This window comes from Vibrio gallicus (assembly GCF_024346875.1).
Taxonomy (GTDB): Bacteria; Pseudomonadota; Gammaproteobacteria; order Enterobacterales; family Vibrionaceae; genus Vibrio; species Vibrio gallicus.
Genome location: NZ_AP024871.1, coordinates 1338905 through 1356939, shown reverse-complemented (window position 1 = coordinate 1356939; position 18035 = coordinate 1338905). Strand labels below are relative to the sequence as shown.

14 protein-coding genes are annotated in these 18035 nt (G+C 43.3%); 11 read left to right on the top strand and 3 right to left on the bottom strand.

Features of this window, described 5'->3' with window-relative positions; translation table 11 throughout:
* Positions 1 to 20 precede the first annotated feature (20 nt).
* Positions 21 to 1769, bottom strand: coding sequence for a DEAD/DEAH box helicase (locus OCU28_RS06255; RefSeq protein WP_261815358.1), 1749 nt, complete (start codon positions 1767 to 1769; stop codon positions 21 to 23).
* Between the two features lie 71 nt (positions 1770 to 1840).
* Between OCU28_RS06255 and rsuA the strand changes: the two genes are divergently transcribed.
* From rsuA to OCU28_RS06240, 3 genes are read left to right on the top strand one after another with little or no spacing between them, the layout of a single operon-like run.
* Positions 1841 to 2539, top strand: a complete 699-nt coding sequence (rsuA, locus tag OCU28_RS06250) for a 16S rRNA pseudouridine(516) synthase RsuA (RefSeq protein WP_261815357.1) — start codon at positions 1841 to 1843, stop codon at positions 2537 to 2539.
* Between the two features lie 12 nt (positions 2540 to 2551).
* The gene (locus tag OCU28_RS06245) at positions 2552 to 3757 is read left to right on the top strand and encodes a Bcr/CflA family multidrug efflux MFS transporter (RefSeq protein WP_261815356.1); all 1206 of its coding nucleotides are present in this window, start codon (positions 2552 to 2554) and stop codon (positions 3755 to 3757) included.
* Positions 3741 to 4442 carry a DUF2913 family protein gene (locus OCU28_RS06240; RefSeq protein WP_261815355.1) on the top strand — a complete coding sequence of 234 codons (702 nt, stop codon included), beginning with the start codon at positions 3741 to 3743 and terminating at the stop codon, positions 4440 to 4442. The genes OCU28_RS06245 and OCU28_RS06240 overlap by 17 nt, the downstream gene beginning before the upstream one ends.
* Here the strand turns inward: OCU28_RS06240 and OCU28_RS06235 are convergent.
* Entirely contained in the window at positions 4411 to 5865 is a 1455-nt protein-coding gene (locus OCU28_RS06235; RefSeq protein ID WP_261817450.1) for an SDR family oxidoreductase, read from the bottom strand. The two genes, OCU28_RS06240 and OCU28_RS06235, sit on opposite strands and share 32 nt — an antisense overlap.
* Before the next feature lie 160 nt (positions 5866 to 6025).
* On the opposite strand from OCU28_RS06235, the gene OCU28_RS06230 reads away from it, so the two are divergent.
* The 6 genes from OCU28_RS06230 to OCU28_RS06205 all read left to right on the top strand — a co-directional run bounded on the left by OCU28_RS06230 (position 6026) and on the right by OCU28_RS06205 (position 15150).
* A complete protein-coding gene (locus tag OCU28_RS06230) occupies positions 6026 to 6697 on the top strand; it encodes an ABC transporter ATP-binding protein (RefSeq protein WP_261815354.1) in 672 nt (223 codons plus the stop codon).
* Positions 6678 to 9131 (top strand): ABC transporter permease, encoded by a 2454-nt coding sequence (locus tag OCU28_RS06225; RefSeq protein WP_261815353.1) that lies wholly within the window; start codon positions 6678 to 6680, stop codon positions 9129 to 9131. The genes OCU28_RS06230 and OCU28_RS06225 overlap by 20 nt, the downstream gene beginning before the upstream one ends.
* 3 nt (positions 9132 to 9134) lie before the next feature.
* On the top strand, positions 9135 to 10241 hold the full coding sequence (locus tag OCU28_RS06220) for a lipocalin-like domain-containing protein (protein ID WP_261815352.1): 1107 nt from the start codon (positions 9135 to 9137) through the stop codon (positions 10239 to 10241).
* 357 nt (positions 10242 to 10598) lie between these two features.
* Positions 10599 to 11771, top strand: a complete 1173-nt coding sequence (nhaA, locus tag OCU28_RS06215) for a Na+/H+ antiporter NhaA (RefSeq protein ID WP_261815351.1) — start codon at positions 10599 to 10601, stop codon at positions 11769 to 11771.
* Between the two features lie 434 nt (positions 11772 to 12205).
* Positions 12206 to 12853, top strand: a complete 648-nt coding sequence (locus tag OCU28_RS06210) for a TetR/AcrR family transcriptional regulator (protein WP_261815350.1) — start codon at positions 12206 to 12208, stop codon at positions 12851 to 12853.
* Between the two features lie 5 nt (positions 12854 to 12858).
* Entirely contained in the window at positions 12859 to 15150 is a 2292-nt protein-coding gene (locus OCU28_RS06205) for an acyl-CoA dehydrogenase (protein ID WP_261817449.1), read from the top strand.
* A 59-nt stretch (positions 15151 to 15209) separates the two neighbouring features.
* On the opposite strand, the gene OCU28_RS06200 is transcribed toward OCU28_RS06205, so the two are convergent.
* Positions 15210 to 16067, bottom strand: a complete 858-nt coding sequence (locus OCU28_RS06200) for a DUF3943 domain-containing protein (RefSeq protein WP_261817448.1) — start codon at positions 16065 to 16067, stop codon at positions 15210 to 15212.
* A 191-nt stretch (positions 16068 to 16258) separates the two neighbouring features.
* Between OCU28_RS06200 and OCU28_RS06195 the strand changes: the two genes are divergently transcribed.
* Both OCU28_RS06195 and OCU28_RS06190 read left to right on the top strand, forming a co-directional pair.
* Complete coding sequence (locus tag OCU28_RS06195; protein ID WP_261815349.1) at positions 16259 to 17491, top strand: molybdopterin-binding protein; 1233 nt, start codon at positions 16259 to 16261, stop codon at positions 17489 to 17491.
* 225 nt (positions 17492 to 17716) lie between these two features.
* Entirely contained in the window at positions 17717 to 18028 is a 312-nt protein-coding gene (locus OCU28_RS06190; RefSeq protein WP_261815348.1) for a hypothetical protein, read from the top strand.
* The last annotated feature ends 7 nt before the right edge of the window (positions 18029 to 18035 follow it).

The window sequence follows — 18035 nt, the reverse complement described above, 5'->3', positions numbered from 1 at the left end:
TTTGTGTGTTAATGAACGCTTTATAACGTAATTGGCTGTATGAATTCGTTGTCAAAAATCACATCCCGAAGCGCCCAAAAGCGTCCTTGTTTACGTGCTATTACAAACTTAGGTAACCGAAACCTGTGCTGGTTTTTAACCGCTTTGGTTGGGCTATAGGCATCAAATTGATTGTGTTTGTCGGCAAGGTGAGCACGAACAAACTCGGCTTTAAAGCGTTTCTTTTGCGCCGCTGAAGCAAGATAAAACTGTTTATTTACCTTTTCTCCATTGCCTCCAACGTAGGCGACTCGTAAATAGGGCTTTCCTTTGCTGTCTTTTTGCGCCGATAACTCCATGTTTACGCATTCATACACCATAGCATCTTTTAAATTTAGCGCTTCTTTTAGCTTTTTATCTGGGTCGACTAAGGTTGCTTCGCACTCACAACAAATGCGTGCGGCGATGTCATTATCGGCTCCGCACTCACGGCAAAACTTGGAGCGAAATCGATAATCACAATGTTCTCGGCTGCCATCTTCTTGTTCAAAGTAACCCTGACACTTACGTCCAAAATGTTCTAACACGAACCCATTATCGGCAGTTTTTCCCCAGAAGTTATTGTTAAAACCGCAAGCAGGGCAAGGAATGGTCACAATCTCACTATCGGCATCCGGTTGTGGTGAGCCAACTTCTGGCTGGTAAAGGTCATAGCAGTTGCCTGCATACTCTAATACCAAGCACTCATGTTTTCCTTCGCTAAGTCTAAGGCCTCTTCCAACGATTTGTTGATAGAGGCTGATGGATTCAGTGGGACGTAAGATAGCAATAAGGTCAACGTGCGGCGCATCAAAGCCAGTGGTCAGCACGGAAACGTTCACTAGATACTTGATCTTCTGCTGCTTAAATTCATTTATGATGCGATCGCGCTCATTGGTATGGGTATCACCAATGACAATGGCAGACTCATCACTTGGTAATAGGCTCATTATTTCTTGCGCGTGCCTAACTGTGGCGGCAAAAACCATTACCCCTTTACGGGATTTTGCCGCTTCAAGTATCTGTTTAATGATCTGTGGCGTTGCGCGTTTCGATTGCTCGATAACCATATCCATATCTGATTCTCGATAACGTCCCATCGCGGTTGGAGCTATCTGTGAGAAGTCATAACTAAATAGTGGCGCATCTATTATCTTAGCCGGGGTTAAAAATTCCTGATCGAGTAGGTATCGTATTGGTAATTCGAACACGCAATCGCGAAAGAAGCGTGCCTCATCTTGGCGTACTTGGCCACGAGTATGATATTGATATAGCCACCCCATACCCAGTCGATAAGGGGTAGCGGTTAGCCCAAGGATCTTGGTATTCGGGTTGAGTTGTTTAAGGTGGCTAATTACTTTTTGATAGCTGCTGTTGGGGTCTTCTGGTACTCGATGGCATTCATCTATTACTACTAAGGAAAATGGAGTATTAAACTCATTGAGGTTACGCGACATTGATTGAACCGAGGCGAAGACAACCTGTTCGGTGGTTTCCTTTCGTCCCAAGCCCGCGGCAAAGATAGAGCCTTTTAGGTCATAGCTTTCATATTTGGCATGATTTTGTTCAACTAATTCTTTTACATGGGCAAGCACCAATACCTTACCACGCGCCAGGCGTGCTAATTCCGCTATCACTAAGCTTTTGCCTGCACCAGTAGGCAGAACAATCACTGCTGGCTGGGTTTGCTTGCGAAAATAATGGACGACGGCTTTCACCGCATCTGATTGATATGGCCTTAGTTGATACATCTTTAATGAAATTTTCTGATTGAAACTAATGTTATGTATATACTACCTGACTTCAGCTCTAAGGAGTAAAAATGAGACTAGATAAATATTTGTGTGACGGCTTGGGCATTACCCGCAAGCAAGCCACTAAATTACTGAAAAGTGGTGACGTTACCCTAGATGGTGCCAAGGTAAAAAGTGGGGCAGTTAAGGTATCATCACAAAGTGAGGTGATGTGGGAGGACAGAGCAATCGTACTGAGAGGGCCTCGCTATTTAATGATGAACAAGCCGACAGGTTTTGTTTGCTCCCATGAAGATGGCTTTAATCATACTGTGTTTGTGCTTCTCGATGAGGTGCGCTACGACGATTTACACTTTGCTGGTCGCTTAGATGTGGATACGACCGGATTGTTGTTAATCACTGATGATGGCAAATGGTCACACCGTATTACCTCCCCAAAACATAAGTGCGATAAGACCTACCGTGTGTGGCTAGCAGATCCAGTACAGGAAGAATATGCTAATGCTTTTCAACAAGGTATCTTACTACGGAATGAAAAAGAACCGACCTTGCCTGCTGAGCTTGAAATTATCTCGGATAACGAGGTGCTACTTACTATTCACGAAGGCAAATATCACCAAGTGAAGCGTATGTTTGCAGCGCTTGGAAATCGCGTCGAGGCACTGCATCGTGAGCGCATCGGTCAGATTGTTCTCGATGAAACACTAGAGCCGGGTGAGTATCGTGACCTGTCACCCCAAGAGATTGAATCTATATTCTCTAAGTAGGATTATTTATTAATGAGTAAAAGCTCAGTCACTCAATTGAGTGTGATGATGTTCATTATATTAGGGGCGATAAGTGCGCTTACCCCCCTAGCTATTGATATGTACCTGCCCGCTATGCCTGCGATAGCTGACGATTTTGGCGTTGCTGCTGGTGATGTACAAATAACCTTAACTATTTATACGTTAGGGTTTGCTCTTGGTCAGTTATTTTATGGTCCATTATCAGACTCAATAGGTCGACGCCCTGTACTACTTGGTGGGGTCGCTTTATTCTTGGTCGGGGCGATAGGTTGTGCTTTTAGTCACAGCGTAGAAGCTTTGATCTGGGTGCGAATGGCCCAAGGCTTTGCCGGGGCTGCTGCGGCAGTTGTGATTCAGGCTGTTGTCAGAGACTTGTACGAAAGTGAAGACTTTGCGCGTACTATGTCGTTTATTACCCTTGTTATGACGGTTGCACCTTTGGCCGCGCCTATGATTGGCGGGCATATTTCGGTATGGGCGGGATGGAGAGCCGTATTTGCTTTGTTGGCGATATTTGCCGCGATAATGTTAGTTACTATCTATTTTCGTATACCCGAAACATTGGATGATAAGAATAAGCAACCGTTCCATCTGCGCAACAGCTTAAGAAACTTTCAGGTATTGTTAAATAACCCACAAGCATTGGGTTATATTATGTGCGGTGCATTCTCCTTTTCAGGGATGTTTGTATTTCTGACCGCAGGTTCGTTTGTTTATATTGACTACTTTGGAGTAGAACCTCAAAATTTTGGTTATCTATTCGCGCTCAATATAGTAACGATGATTTTCTTTACCACATTGAATGGCCGGGTTGTAAAGCGTTTTGGCTCTCGTAATATGTTGTTGTTTGGCTTGAGTATACAGCTGATTGCTGGAATAGGGTTGTTCTTGTGTTGGGTGTTTGATCTTGGCCTTATAGCTATTGTTCCGTGCGTTATGTTATATGTTGGCACCATATCTACTGTCGGCAGTAACTCGATGGCATTGCTATTAAATCAGTACCCGAATATGGCAGGCACTACCTCGTCATTAGCTGGAACGCTACGCTTTGGGTTGGGCTCTATAATGGGGTTTATCGTTGCACAACTTCCCGGTGATCAAAGCTGGCCTATGCTAATTATGATGGGTGCATGTTCTATTGCCGCATTTTTGATGTTTAAGATTTTTGGAGAAAGAAACCGTGAAAAGTTACGCTGAGCAGTTGTTGCATCTTGTTTCAAGTGCATTAGATGAGATAGCTTGCGAGCATCAAAAAGGAAAGTTGGCTAACACGCCAGTGAGCAATACCAATTTTTTATTACGTTGGATAACCAAGAGTATCAAACAGCAACGCTTTTCGACTCTAATGGCAAAAGATTTATTGGCATGGCAAAAGCAAGGCCGCAGTAAAGGCAGTAATACTGAAATTTACAGTCGATTCGTGACTATTCGTGAATTTTATAGCCACTTTTTTCATGACTTTGATTACGACCAGCCAATTCTAGATACCCAAATTAATCAATGGATTGATTTTATGGAGACAGTTAATTGGAGTGTGTGCACTGAGTATGACCTAAGTGGTGACGGTCGAGGACAACTGTTCACACAAGGGGATAGTTCACTGGTGTTGTGTGCACATCAATGTGATGATTGCTTTGAAGGCGGTACTAATGACGATGGTACAGAGCGCTTGATGAAGCCGATGAGCTTTTATGTGCGTGGTAATCATGCGCAATTTATTGAGTTAGCAACCCGAGCTGGCTTTATGTTGCATAAGCAAACTGATTACAAATCCAAGGTGAAATACCATGGAGAGTACCTTATTTATCCAAATAATTTAGGTACTCAATTGGCGGAAATACCGATAGGTTTTAACCCTGAGAATTATCAGAATCAAGATTAGATTTATTGCAAATTGCCCTTACCATACCCTTGAAAATAAATAGGTGGGCTGGAAACATCGCCCACCAATAAAGTAGACCGAAAAACCCTTTAGGGTGCCACCATGCTCGGACATCGAGCTCTCTATAGTCACCATGGTCTACTATGCTGCATTCGAGTCGTCCCAATCCAGGACCTTTCATACCAAACAGTAGTGATAGGAATTTCTGGTCTTCTATTCGGATAACCTTCCAAGAATCAATATGGTCACCGACCTTAAGCTTCGGTCCGGCAGGGACTCTTCGCTTGGGGCGTCCCCCGCCAACAAATAGGTCGAGCCATTCTCGGGTGCGCCATAGAAAATTCGCAAAGAAGTAACCCTGCTTAGGGCTACCAAGCTGTATTACTGTATCCCACAGTTGTTGGGTTGTTTTTGATGTTTTGTAGCTTGCGCCCGCATTTTTGGCATAGTAGCCAAACCCTGATTGCCAGCGCGATAGGGCACTTGAGTCAAATCCCCATACTTTTGAACGAACGTATTGATCCTCATGGGATATCGCCTCGTCAACCATTGCTTTATAACCCATCAATTGCTGAGGGAATCGTTGACGAATTTCAGCAGAATCAGCAATAAAGTCATGGCTTAATCCAGCTAGTAGTGCCCGTCCAATACTGCTAGGTACAGAGGTAACAATGCCCAACCAAGCGGCGGCCATTGATGGGGTTAGAAGTTTGGTGGCAAATAGGCTGTATCGGTTGTTTGTTGCGTGGCAAATTGTTTTAAATTGGTCGCGATAACTTAGAATGTCAGGGCCGCCAACCTCGTATACTTTACTGCTGTTATTCGACTCACAAGCAAGGCTAAGTAAATAATGATTGAGGTTTTTAAGCGCAATAGGGTTGGCCTTGGAATCCACCCATTTAGGAGTAATGAGTATAGGGAGGTTATAAACAAAGTCACGCATGATTTCAAACGCAGCTGAACCTGGGCCTATAATAACGCCAGCGCGTAATTCAATTATCGGAACCGGCGTGTTACGTAAAATTTCGCCCGTTTTTCTGCGAGCGGCTAGGTGCTCTGAATGTCCAGTCTGTGGCTGCAGCGAACTTAAATAGATAACCTGACCGATACTATTTTGCTGTAATGCTTGTGCGAAATTTTGCGCGAGATCCAGTTCATAATCGAGAAAATCATGCCCATGGTTCATTCCGTGGACTAAGAAATATACCAGATCAAAATTATCGACAATCTGGAGGGTTCGTTTATTGTCGCTAAGGTCGAGTTGTTCAAAGCTGAGGTTTTCGGCAACCTCGATTCGTGATTTAAGTAAAGGTAGATTGCGAGCCGTGGCGGTAACCTTGTGACCAGCATCCAGTAGCAGAGGGATTAATTGTGAACCAACATAGCCTGACGCTCCCAGTATTAATACCTTTTTTGTTTCCATCATCAATCCTTGTTGGTTCTATCTTAAAGTTAAGAGTATACTAACCTAATAAATATCCCACTTTTTCAGTATCTTGCTCGTAAATTCATCGTTTTGTCGTATACGACACCTTTTTGATGGAGCGCAGTGGGAGTTTAAAAAATCATAGGTACAAATTGTAATGTTAAAGCTGGTCAGTGTTAGCAAAGGATATGTTGACGGTGGTGAGTTTCACCCAGTTCTACAAGGTGCAGACTTAAGAATTCAAAGTGGTGAACATATCGCATTGATGGGGGAGTCAGGTTCAGGTAAAAGTACGTTACTTAACCTAATCGCCGGACTCGATTCTTTAGATTCGGGTGAAATCTGGTTTGATGATTATGCGATGCATAACTTTAAAGAAGGTAACCGCACCGAATATCGCCGCAATTATATCGGCCATGTATTTCAACAATACAACCTACTAACGACCCTAAATATTGCGGATAACATTCGATTTTGTCGCCAACTTAAAGGTTTACCTGAGAACCCTCAACTTTGGCGTCAAATACTCTCAGCATTAGACCTTATGCCTTTATTGGGGCGTTACCCAGAAGAGATCTCGGGTGGCCAACAGCAACGCGCCGCAATAGCACGGGCGCTATATATGGAGCCTTCAATCTTACTTGCTGATGAACCTACCGGTAGCCTAGACGAAAAAAACGCTAAGGCCGTGATGCGCCTATTATCTTCGCTCATCCGTGACTTTAACTGTACATTGCTTTTGGTCACACACAGTGAAGCGGTCGCGGCATATATGGATCGTACTATACGTATTCAAGGAGGGCAGTTGCATGATATGGCCAATAGCTAAAGCGCTACTTGGTCACTATAAGCGACACCCGCTGCAGATCTTTCTGGTTTGGTTAGGTCTCTCTCTAGGCATCTCTGTGCTTGTTGGTGTGCTTGCTATCAATCAGCACGCAGAATTATCTTATACCAATGGTGAGAGACTTTTCTCAAACCCTTTGCCGTATCGTATTCAATCTAAAAATACCGCTAATACTATCCCTCAGGCATTCTATATTCAGCTACGCCGTGAAGGGTTTGACCAATGTATTCCCTTTGATATTCATCGAGCCCGCACAAAAAATAATATCGATATCCAAGTGCTAGGAATGGACAGTCTAGCGACGGCTGAGATATTTCTTACTGGTAATGTACTTGAAAACCCGATACTGAATATGATGCAAGAACCATATCCTGTATTGGTAAACCAAGTATTTATGAAGTTTATGGGCTGGAAAGAAGGACAGTCTATTACCTTACAAAGCGGCGAAACCATCGGTCCGCTGATTGTAGATACAGAAGGTCTCGTCAACGGCTCTAACCTTGTCGTGGATATGGCTTTGAGCCGTCAACTACGTCGTGGTACGGGCTTCTCAGTGATTGGCTGCACCGATATGTCCAAGCAGAAGCTGACTGAAATTAGGCAGATGCTACCTAAAGGAATGACACTACGAAAAAATACGCGTGGTGAATTGGTTTCGTTGACTAAGGCATTTCACCTTAATCTTACAGCATTAGGGATGCTGTCATTCTTGATAGGCTTGTTCATATTCTATCAAGCGATGTCTTTGTCGTTCATTCAACGTCAACCGGTAACGGGTGTTTTAAGGCAAATGGGAGTGTCGGTTAAGCAGTTGATTGCCGCGCTCACTTTAGAACTGATTTTGTTGGTGGTGATAAGTTGGCTTTCTGGAAATGTTCTTGGATTAATGCTTGCCAACAAACTTGTTCCTGCTGTTTCTATGAGTTTAGGTGCAATCTATAACGTTCAGATAGATATGGTGGTGAACTGGAGTTGGTCTTGGAGCTTGAAGAGCTTACTGATGGCGATTGTCGGTGTGGGACTTTCATGTACTTGGCCATTAGTGCGTTTAATTAGAACCCAACCTATACGCCTAACCGCTCGCCTATCAATGGTACGTTTTGCAGGTAAAGAGTTCTTCTGGCAAGCCATCTTAGCCGCGATATGCTTATTTATTGCAGTTTTTGCGTTGCAGTTTGGTAGTGGTATCTACGCAGGCTTTGTCATTATTGCGTGTATGCTGATCGGGGTAGCTCTGGTGGTACCCTTTATTATATTTGAGCTATTTACCTATCTTTCATATCGCCTACGCTGGGTAAAGGCGCGATGGTTCTTTGCCGACGCAGCGGCATCCATGAGTTATCGTGGGGTTGCGTTAATGGCATTTATGTTGGCAATTACGGCTAATGTCGGCGTTGAAACTATGGTGGGGAGCTTTAGAGTAACCACAGATCAATGGTTGTCACAGCGCTTGGCGGCAGATGTTTACGTTTACCCAACTATGCACTCGGCGCCTCGAATGAGTAGTTGGTTGAAAAAGCAACCCGAGGTTGACCAAGTATGGACTCGTAAAGAGACTGAGCTTATTTCTAATAATGAAAATATCAGCTTAGTTAGTACTGGAGGAAGTGACGGCGAAAAGGATGCATTATCTGTGAAAGTAACGGTTCTCGATTACTGGTATCACTTGCATCATTCTCGTAGTGTTATGATCTCCGAGTCAATGTCGAATAGACAAAAAATTCGCGTTGGTGACTACATATCACTGCCAGCACCTCTGGGACCCCAGTGGAGAGTGGTAGGGGTGTATTATGATTATGGTAATCCATATGACCAAGTTCTGATGTCACAAAAAAACTGGGATTTACTGCTGCCAGATAAAGGGGCAATTGGTCTTGGGGTTTTATTACACGATAAGCAAACATCGAACGATGTAATCTCTAAATTGATTTCCATTTACCATACACCAGCCGAGCGGGTGGTAAATAACAGCCGTATCTACGACCAAGCGATGACAGTGTTTGATAGAACGTTTGGTATTACCGATACCCTTGGCAATATAACCTTGATAGTGGCCGTACTTGGGATATTTTTTGCTACGTTAGCGGGGGAAGCCACTCGCCTGCGTAATGTCGCCTTACTGCGCTGTTTAGGTATGTCAGGTAAGGAACTGGTTTTTGTTGGTGGTGCACAGTTGTTTGCGTTTGGCTTAGTGGCCGCTTTCGTCGCGATTCCACTAGGAATGGCAATGGCGAATAACGTGGTAGAGCTTATCCTCAAAAAATCGTTCGGTTGGAGCATGCAGGTACAAATTGTGCCTTGGGATTACCTAGGAACACTCGGTTGGACTATTGCTTCGTTGATTATCGCAGGTGCGATACCAGTGCTGCAAGTAATTAGACGAACCCCAATGAAATCACTTAGAGATGCATTGTAATAGATGACTAGACGAATATTGAATCGAACCCTCTGGACATTGGCATGCCTCATCATTTTGATAGTGGTGATCAGTAGCAGCCTGTACATCTATGATTTTTCGAAGTCCGATACTAATCTGACCATAGAAAATATAAAAGCCAAACAAACCCACGTTTTTGAGCCAGTACTACCAAATAAAGCGGTACAGTTTCCTAATGATTTTAAGATCCACTCTGAATATCGTTTTGAGATCTGGAGTTTTGTCGCGATGCTCAATGATACAAAAGGTAATGAATACCTAGCCCAATGGTACCTTTACCGCAGAGCGACCTCGGAAAATAAAAAATCTGGTTGGGAATCTCCGCAAATCTACGCGTCACAAGTTGCCCTTACTACTCCAGATAATATCTATTCGGCGGAGCGTTTTGCTCGAGGTGGAATAGGGCTAGTGGGGATGCGTTCGCGACCATATCGACTATCAATTGATAACTGGGTGTGGCGCTCATTTAGTAGTTATCCCGTACCGGGCCGTTTACTGTTAAAGACTGATGATTTTAAGCTTGACCTTAAGCTTCAACAAAATGGTTCCTATATACCAATGGGAGACCGTGGATATCAGGTGACCAATAAACTGCAATCGCAAGCTATTTACGGTTATCAAGCTCCCTATATAGGCGCTAGCGGTACCGTAAACATCGGGGAGAGGAAATATGCTCTTTCTGGAAATGTATGGCTAAATCAAATATGGGGCTCTACTGAGCCTAAGCCAGAACAAAGCCATATTCGTTTTTTATATCGCTTGAACAATGGCAAGGTGCTGTTTCTAACTCAAGTCATATCACCTTCTGGCTTGCCTCATATTTACGGCTCTATTATGGATCATACGGGGCAAGTTCACACTTTGGATAATTCAAATGTTGAGTTAACGTCCTCAGGTACCAGTACATTGAGTAATGGGAAGGTGTTACCACTGCAATGGACTATAAATATACCCAAATTTAAAATATTCTTAACATCCGATGCGACTCGACGAGAGCAGTGGCTGGATTTGTCAATTCCATCATGGTCTGGCACTGTGCGTGCTTCAGGCAGTGAAAATGCACGTGGTTTCATGCAGGTAATAGAGTAATTCACATTAATCGATCTGTGTTATCTTGTTGATTTCAAATGATTTTAGTCTATTTATTGATGTTTCAAATCGACTCGGACGCCCCCCCTTACAAGCGATCTGTCTATCTATATCACCGATGCTAATCAGCTGGCCTCTGATTATTGATTTAATACAAAAGTCGTAACAATTTCATCTATCTTTGTTATAGTTTTGTGATGACTGCGGTATTAGCTATGCGTTTTTTTATGTTTTAATTGCTTATCTTCGGTTTTACCGAACTTATACGACTAAACAATCGAATTTTGTAAATTTTCGTATTGGGTACACTGTTGCCACTTGGTTGTGTGATGTAAATCACAAGTAATGGATGTAACAATGAGTCAAATATTAAAAGATTTTTTTAAGTTAGAATCAGCCGGTGGCATTATCTTAGTTATTGCTGCTGCACTTGCTATGCTAGTGGCTAATTCTCCCCTTAATGAAACCTATCAAGGTGCTTTGCACTCTTATATTGCAGGTATGTCTGTCGAGCATTGGGTTAATGATGGCCTAATGGCGGTATTCTTCCTATTAATTGGTTTAGAAGTAAAACGTGAGCTCCTTGAAGGCGCGCTAAAATCTCGTGAAACTGCAATTTTCCCAGCTATTGCAGCGGTTGGTGGCATGGTTGCTCCAGCTTTAGTTTACGTTCTATTTAACTTCTCTAACCCTGAAGCACTGCAAGGTTGGGCAATACCAGCAGCAACAGATATTGCATTTGCTCTAGGGATCATGGCCTTACTAGGTAACCGCGTACCAGTAAGCCTCAAAGTGTTCTTGTTAGCTCTTGCGATTATCGATGATCTGGGTGTAGTGGTTATCATTGCACTGTTCTATACCAGCGATTTATCAACCCTTGCACTTGCGATCGGGTTTGCGATGACCGGATTACTCTTTTATCTCAATCATAAAAAAGTAACCTCTCTCAAATTGTACCTATTTGTTGGTGCGATACTATGGTTTGCAGTTCTGCAATCTGGGGTTCACGCAACGCTTGCTGGTGTCGTAATCGGTTTTGCAATTCCATTGCAAGGCAAGAAAGGTGAGCGTTCACCGCTTAAACACCTAGAGCACGCTTTGCACCCTTATTCGTCATTCCTAATTTTACCAATATTCGCGTTCGCTAATGCAGGTGTCTCCTTAGAAGGTATTTCTTTTGCAACCCTAGGAACTGCGTTACCGTTGGGTATTGCACTTGGTTTGTTAGTAGGTAAACCATTGGGTATCTTTACGTTTAGTTATGTAGCAGTGAAAGCTGGCGTGGCTAAGCTTCCTGAGGGGATTAACTTTAAGCACATCTTCGCTGTGTCGATTCTATGTGGTATTGGTTTTACAATGTCGATGTTTATTGCTTCCCTTGCCTTTACTGGAACGGCAGCAGATCTCAATACTCATGCGAGATTGGGGATCCTAATGGGCTCGACAGTGGCTGCAATACTTGGCTATACGATGCTACGGTTGTCATTGCCAAAAAAGCAGGCTAGCCACAAAGTGGCGCCCAACCATTAGATTGACTCACAAATCATTAAAGGCCAGCATTTTTGCTGGCCTTTTTTTATGCGTTTAACTTGAGTTCAGGTTCGGAATTTTAGATAAAAAAAAGCCTAATCAAATGTGATTAGGCTTATACAAATCATAGGAGTTAAATGAAAAAAACAGTGTGCAGACAATAGAAAAAATTCAGTACATACCTTCAATTTCTTACCGCGTTATTGCCTACACATAGTAAGACTAGGGATTTTACCTTTAGTTCAAAAAAAAACGGTTTAAATTTAACTATTTTCAGGCTCATTAATAAGCTGTTGATTAATAGAGAGTTTAATTCGCGCTCGAACAAACACTCCCATCTGGTCGGATCTCTTGCTATATTTTTATTGCGTATTTGTAATCGTTTTGTTAATTTCAAACGGTCGTTTGATAATTTTGTTTGCAATGAGGTGCTAATGGGCTCTGCGTTACATACCAAAGAGAAAATTATCTCAGTCGCCGAAGTACTGTTTTCTGAAAAGGGGTTTAAAGAAACCTCTCTAAGAAATATCACAGGGCAAGCTAACGTGAATCTCGCTTCAGTAAACTACCATTTTGGTGATAAGAAAAGCCTTATTCGAGCGGTACTGGGCAAATATCTTGATAGCTTAATGCCATCAATAGCGGAAACCCTACACAACATAGAGCGCAGTGAACATGTGACTATGTTGCAGGTTTTTTCGATATTGAAGCAACCCTTGCTTCAACTAGCACAAATTACGCCAAACGGTACCGAGCGATTCTTGCTACTAATTGGACGGGGCTATGCAGAAGAGCAGGGACACCTCAGATGGTTTATAACAACTCGTTACGGTGAGGTGCTAGATAGGTTTGTAGCCCAAGTAATAAGAGTAAATCCAACTATGGATAGAGAAACGCTCTTTTGGCGGCTGCATTTCACGTTAGGGAGTTGCGTTTTTACAATGGCTTCTAGTGAAGCACTTATGAACATTGCACGCAGTGAATTTGATACTAATCAGCGTGTCGAACGTATTTTTGATCAGATCGTGCCTTATCTTGCATCAGGCATGAATGCGAACTTAAACAATCAGGGAATAGAATAATGGATATGAATTCTTATCGTAGAAAGTGGTTAAGTGATCCAGCATTTAAGCTTTTTAAAAAGGTACTACCTCCTCTATCAACCACTGAAAAAGAGGCTATGGAAGCGGGTAGTGTGTGGTGGGAGGGAGAATTATTCTCCGGCAACCCTGATTGGTCAAAACTTCACAGTTACGACAAGCCTGAGTTAACCGCAGAAGAGCAGAGCTTTGTTGATAATCAGGTAGAGACTCTATTAGAGATGCTCGATGATTTTGAGGTGGTTAAGCACCAACGAGACCTGCCACCACAGGTGTGGGAATACCTTAAACAAGAGCGTTTTTTCTCTCTTATAATCTCTAAAGAATACGGTGGTCGTGACTTTTCTTCTCTTGCTAATTCGACCATAGTAACCAAGATTGCAACCCGAAGCTTGAGTGCGGCAGTAACCGTAATGGTGCCAAATTCATTAGGTCCTGGTGAACTGTTATCTCATTATGGAACGGAGCAGCAAAGGCAATACTGGCTTCCTCGCTTATCTCAAGGTCTTGATATACCGTGTTTTGCGCTAACGGGTCCAGAAGCAGGCTCTGATGCTGGTGCTATACCAGATGCGGGCAAAGTATGCTTTGGCGAGCACGATGGCAAACAGGTTCTGGGGATCAGGCTCAATTGGAACAAACGCTATATAACCTTAGCGCCTGTTTCAACGGTGTTGGGCTTAGCGTTTAAGCTTTACGATCCAGATAATCACCTAGGACGAGGCGAAGAGCTTGGTATTACTTGCGCGCTTATCCCAACCGATCATCCGGGCGTGATTGTCGGTGAACGACATGATCCTCTCGGGCTAGCGTTTATGAATGGGCCAACCCGTGGTGAAGATGTTTTTATTCCCATGGATTGGCTGATCGGGGGTGAAGAATATGCAGGTAAGGGCTGGCGAATGCTGGTTGAATGCCTGTCAGCAGGACGTGGTATCTCGCTGCCAGCACTAGGGGCTGCCGTCGGGCAACTTACCGCTAAAACTACCGGTGCTTATTCACTGGTGAGAAAGCAATTTGGCCTGTCTATAGGTAAGTTTGAAGGTGTGGCAGAGGGCGTAGCGCGCATTGGTGGATTTAACTACTTGTTAGAGGCCAGCCGTACATTGACCACAACTGCCCTTGATAGCGGGGAGAAACCAGGCATTGTTACCGCTATCGCGAAATACCATATGACGGAGATGGCGAGGACCATCCTTGATGATTCTATGGATATCCACTCTGGGCGCGCAATTCAACAAGGCCCAATGAATTATCTATCTCACCACTATTATGGGATCCCTGTGGCGATTACTGTAGAAGGTGCCAATATTTTAACTCGCAACTTAATGATATTCGGACAGGGCGCAACTCGATGTCACCCTTATGTGTTAAAAGAGATGGCTCTGGCTTCGCAAGAAGATCAAAAGCAAGCTGCACAAGATTTCGATCAACTGCTATTTAAACATATAGGCCATGCGACTAAGAACAGTTTTGGTTCTCTGTTTGGAGCACTAACGGGTTCACAATTTATGTCAGCTCCGGTTTCTGGTGCAACCAAACGATATTATCAACAGATGACACGCTTAAGTAAGGCACTGGCGGTAAGTTCTGATTTTGCAATGCTAACCTTAGGTGGTGACCTTAAACGTAAAGAGCTGATCTCAGCGCGTCTAGGCGATGTACTTTCGTATCTGTACCTTGCATCAGCAGCGCTTAAAAAATATCAGGATGAAGGCTCGATTGAGGCCGATCTTCCTTATGTTCGCTATGCGGTAGAGCACTGTTTACATCAAGGGGCGAAGGCGTTGCAGCAGGCTCTAAGCAATTATCCTGTGTTATGGGCAAAATATGTGATGAAACTACTAGTATTCCCAATAGGAAATCACTTTAAAGCGCCCAGCGATAAGTTGGTAATGCAGGTCGCTCACTTAACGATGGAACCTGGTGAGCAAAGAGATCGACTGACGCAACTGTGCTACGTAGGAGAAAAAGACGGCGATTCGGTTGGCATTATGGAGCGTGCTTTTGTTGCGATGCATTCAGTTGCAGAGCTTGAGAAAAAGGTCGCAGTCGCTATTCGAGAAGGCAAGGTTGAAAAGAAAGCGAGTTTAGTTGATAAGCTCAGTACCTGTAAACAGCTTAAGATCCTCTCTCAAGAAGAAGTAAACCGTGTACTTGAAGCCGATAAACTGAGATATCGTGCGATACAGGTCGATCACTTTAGCCATGATTTTAGTGAAGTGTTGACAGGTACGCCGACTAAAATGGAGTCAGTAAAGAGCGACAACGCGGCGTGATTGTATAAATAGACCGAAATTAGAAGCCTATTGAGAAATCAATAGGCTTTTTTAATCCTTTAGAATCTGAGTGTAAATTGCATACCAATAAATTGCTTGTCATAACTTGCGCCAGAATCAAGGGCAAATGTGGCTGCATCTTGATAGCCAAACCAAGGCGTACTAACTAAGCTTGCCTGTGCGTCGGCTCCCCATGAGTCTGTTATCCAATAATGAATATGACCAACTGGATTTAACAAGAACAGCGACACATCACCAAGGGTCGTTGAACCCCAGACCTTGCCTCCACTGCTCAAGACTTCCTGTTCACCTTGCAGCATGAGTTCACCCACCACAGCACCAAAGACTGGAGTTACAAAAAGATCTTGCCATGATGGAACTTCTGCAAATGCTTCAACGCCGTATTCCCAAAAAAAGGTCGACATTGCAAAAGAGTAGCCAAAGGATTCGAACTCGTTAAATCCTGCATGTCGGGCGGCGGTGTAATACACACCACCAAAATAAGGGTGCATGATATAGTTTAGAAAATGTTCATCTCTATCCCAAACAGGGCCAGCTTTAACGTTTTCGACCCATTTATCACCTAGCTTGCTGAGGTCACGGTCATCATCTTCCCATTTAGTGATACTTTCGGGTAGGAAGGTCATTAGGCCAACGGTCACCACACTCAAGCCTAGAATAGTATAGGTTTGTTCGAGTAGATAATCCCAATCCTTGCCGTCTGAAACACGCAGGTGCAGGGGGAGTTTATTGGCTTCTAGATCCAGTGCAGTTTTGTTGTCATCTAGCGAAAATGTATGCTGAGCAATATTGGTTTTGGCACAATATTGATATGCGATATCGCATTGTGGATTATAAGAAAACTCAATGTGCTTGTTGGTATCATAATTGGCATAGCTATTAGCACTTGCCAACATCGCTAGGGTAGTAGCAATTTTTTTGAATTGCACTGACGGCTCCCTTAAATATCATCCTTGATTGTCGTTACAATTATGTATCATTTCTTCACTAATTAAAACAATCGCTTAGTCTGAAAAATAATCGGTTAGTTGTATTTATGTTAATCAACACTTAATATCCCTGTCATCCGCTCTTTTACGGGCTATAAATGAGTATAGAAACGATTATGGGGAATATTTTGTCACACAATAATCCGCCGAAAATTGCCATGTTGAGTACCGGAGAAGAGGTACTGTTTGGTGATATTACAGATACCAACGCCAGTTGGCTCTCAGCTAGCTTGTTTGAGGCTGGCTTTCAAATGACCACTCGAATGACAGTTGGAGACAGCTTAGACGCGATATCAACTGCATTGAAAATTCTGTCTAAAGACCATGATGTTGTCATTATAAATGGTGGGTTAGGTCCCACTAGTGATGACCTTACAGCGGAAGCGGCTTCCCTATGTGCTGCTAAAGATCTTGAGCTGTTTCCACAATGGGTTGAGCGCATTGAACAGATGTTTGCTCAGTGGGGGCGTGAGATGCCACCATCGAATATTAAGCAGGCGATGCTGCCGTCAACGAGCGTTATTCTAGATAATCCGAGAGGAACAGCTTGTGGGTTTAGACTCGATATTGACGGCGCACAGTGTTATTTCACGCCAGGTGTACCTCACGAATTCAAGAGCATGCTAAACAACGAGATCCTGCCGCATATGCAGGCTTGTTTTACTGAGATAGTGCAGAAAAATGTGCATAGGATCTATTGCTACGGCTTGTCAGAGTCTGGGATTGCCACTTTACTAGAGCCACTTGAGCATCCTAAGCAGATGGTCTTAGGTTATCGCTCTGCACTTCCTTATATTGAGGTTAAGCTGTTTTATAGCGAGTGCTCTGATGAGGTGCAAGCTTATATTAACCAAGTTGAAGCATTATTGGATAGCAATAGCGTGGCTATAAATTGCCCGCCAGTTAATGCGGTATTTGATAAACTCGGTGGGAGACGCGTTGCGATTATCGACGGTATTACCCAAGGGCATTTCCACAGTTGGATAGCCAAGCAATTACCAGAGCAGGATAAACTGTCTTCATTTAATGTACCCATTGATCATCAGCAAGCGCAGGGCTTACAACTTGCCAAACAAGTGGGCTTAGATGCTCATGATTATTGCTTTGTATTACAGGGGCTTTCCAATAATCAATGGCAGTTTACCCTTAAAACACCAAAGCAGATATTGAAGCAGGTGGTTGAGTTCAAAAGGGATTATAACTTTTCAGCGCGTTGTATCGTTGTCTCAGCCATCGCCTTAGATATGTTGCGTCGTAATGTAAATGAGTGTGACCCATGGGGTGAATATGGCTCTGTGGTGAGGGTAAGCTCAAATATCCAATCGCGATAAGGGCTAATCATAAAGGTTATGAGTGTGTAAAAATCGAGCAACTCTTATAACTAAATAATCTATCTGTTAAGTCATTGCCTAGAAAAGAGATTATTAAAATATTTCAATTGGCGCTATTTAACGTCTTTAATCTGCCCGATGCGTGATTATAATGAGGGTTCCTTGAAAATCTTCCCGCGGCATTTATATGAGATTTTCAAACTGTCTAATACTGGAGGGACTCATATGCGAAATTATGCCAGGGTAGAGGTATGGTTCCAAGTTGGAACTGAACAGGTATTATTAGGAGAAGTAGGGCATAAGGGGCAAGCTAACCTGCTCGCGTTATGGCGTGGCGTTCGAGAGGTGTTAGCGGGTATTAGTGCATCACAGCAAGTCGTTAATCCTCACTATACCCTAGCTTTATTTGACGATGATGGGCATATGATAGGACGCAAGTGTGTATCCGAAAAAGATGCAGAAAAGCTATTAGAAAATAATCACTGGATGTTATGTCACAGCCCCAATGCCTTTAATCGTCAGCAATTAAGATACTAATCAGTGA

Bases quoted from the DNA above. Each gene is read 5' to 3' on its own strand.
- OCU28_RS06255 (WP_261815358.1), bottom strand. From the start codon at position 1,769: ATGTATCAACTAAGGCCATATCAATCAGATGCGGTGAAAGCCGTCGTC.
- rsuA (WP_261815357.1), top strand. From the start codon at position 1,841: ATGAGACTAGATAAATATTTGTGTGACGGCTTGGGCATTACCCGCAAG.
- OCU28_RS06245 (WP_261815356.1), top strand. From the start codon at position 2,552: ATGAGTAAAAGCTCAGTCACTCAATTGAGTGTGATGATGTTCATTATA.
- OCU28_RS06235 (WP_261817450.1), bottom strand. From the start codon at position 5,865: ATGGAAACAAAAAAGGTATTAATACTGGGAGCGTCAGGCTATGTTGGT.
- OCU28_RS06230 (WP_261815354.1), top strand. From the start codon at position 6,026: ATGTTAAAGCTGGTCAGTGTTAGCAAAGGATATGTTGACGGTGGTGAG.
- OCU28_RS06225 (WP_261815353.1), top strand. From the start codon at position 6,678: ATGATATGGCCAATAGCTAAAGCGCTACTTGGTCACTATAAGCGACAC.
- OCU28_RS06220 (WP_261815352.1), top strand. From the start codon at position 9,135: ATGACTAGACGAATATTGAATCGAACCCTCTGGACATTGGCATGCCTC.
- nhaA (WP_261815351.1), top strand. From the start codon at position 10,599: ATGAGTCAAATATTAAAAGATTTTTTTAAGTTAGAATCAGCCGGTGGC.
- OCU28_RS06210 (WP_261815350.1), top strand. From the start codon at position 12,206: ATGGGCTCTGCGTTACATACCAAAGAGAAAATTATCTCAGTCGCCGAA.
- OCU28_RS06205 (WP_261817449.1), top strand. From the start codon at position 12,859: ATGAATTCTTATCGTAGAAAGTGGTTAAGTGATCCAGCATTTAAGCTT.
- OCU28_RS06200 (WP_261817448.1), bottom strand. From the start codon at position 16,067: ATGTTGGCAAGTGCTAATAGCTATGCCAATTATGATACCAACAAGCAC.
- OCU28_RS06195 (WP_261815349.1), top strand. From the start codon at position 16,259: ATGAGTATAGAAACGATTATGGGGAATATTTTGTCACACAATAATCCG.
- OCU28_RS06190 (WP_261815348.1), top strand. From the start codon at position 17,717: ATGCGAAATTATGCCAGGGTAGAGGTATGGTTCCAAGTTGGAACTGAA.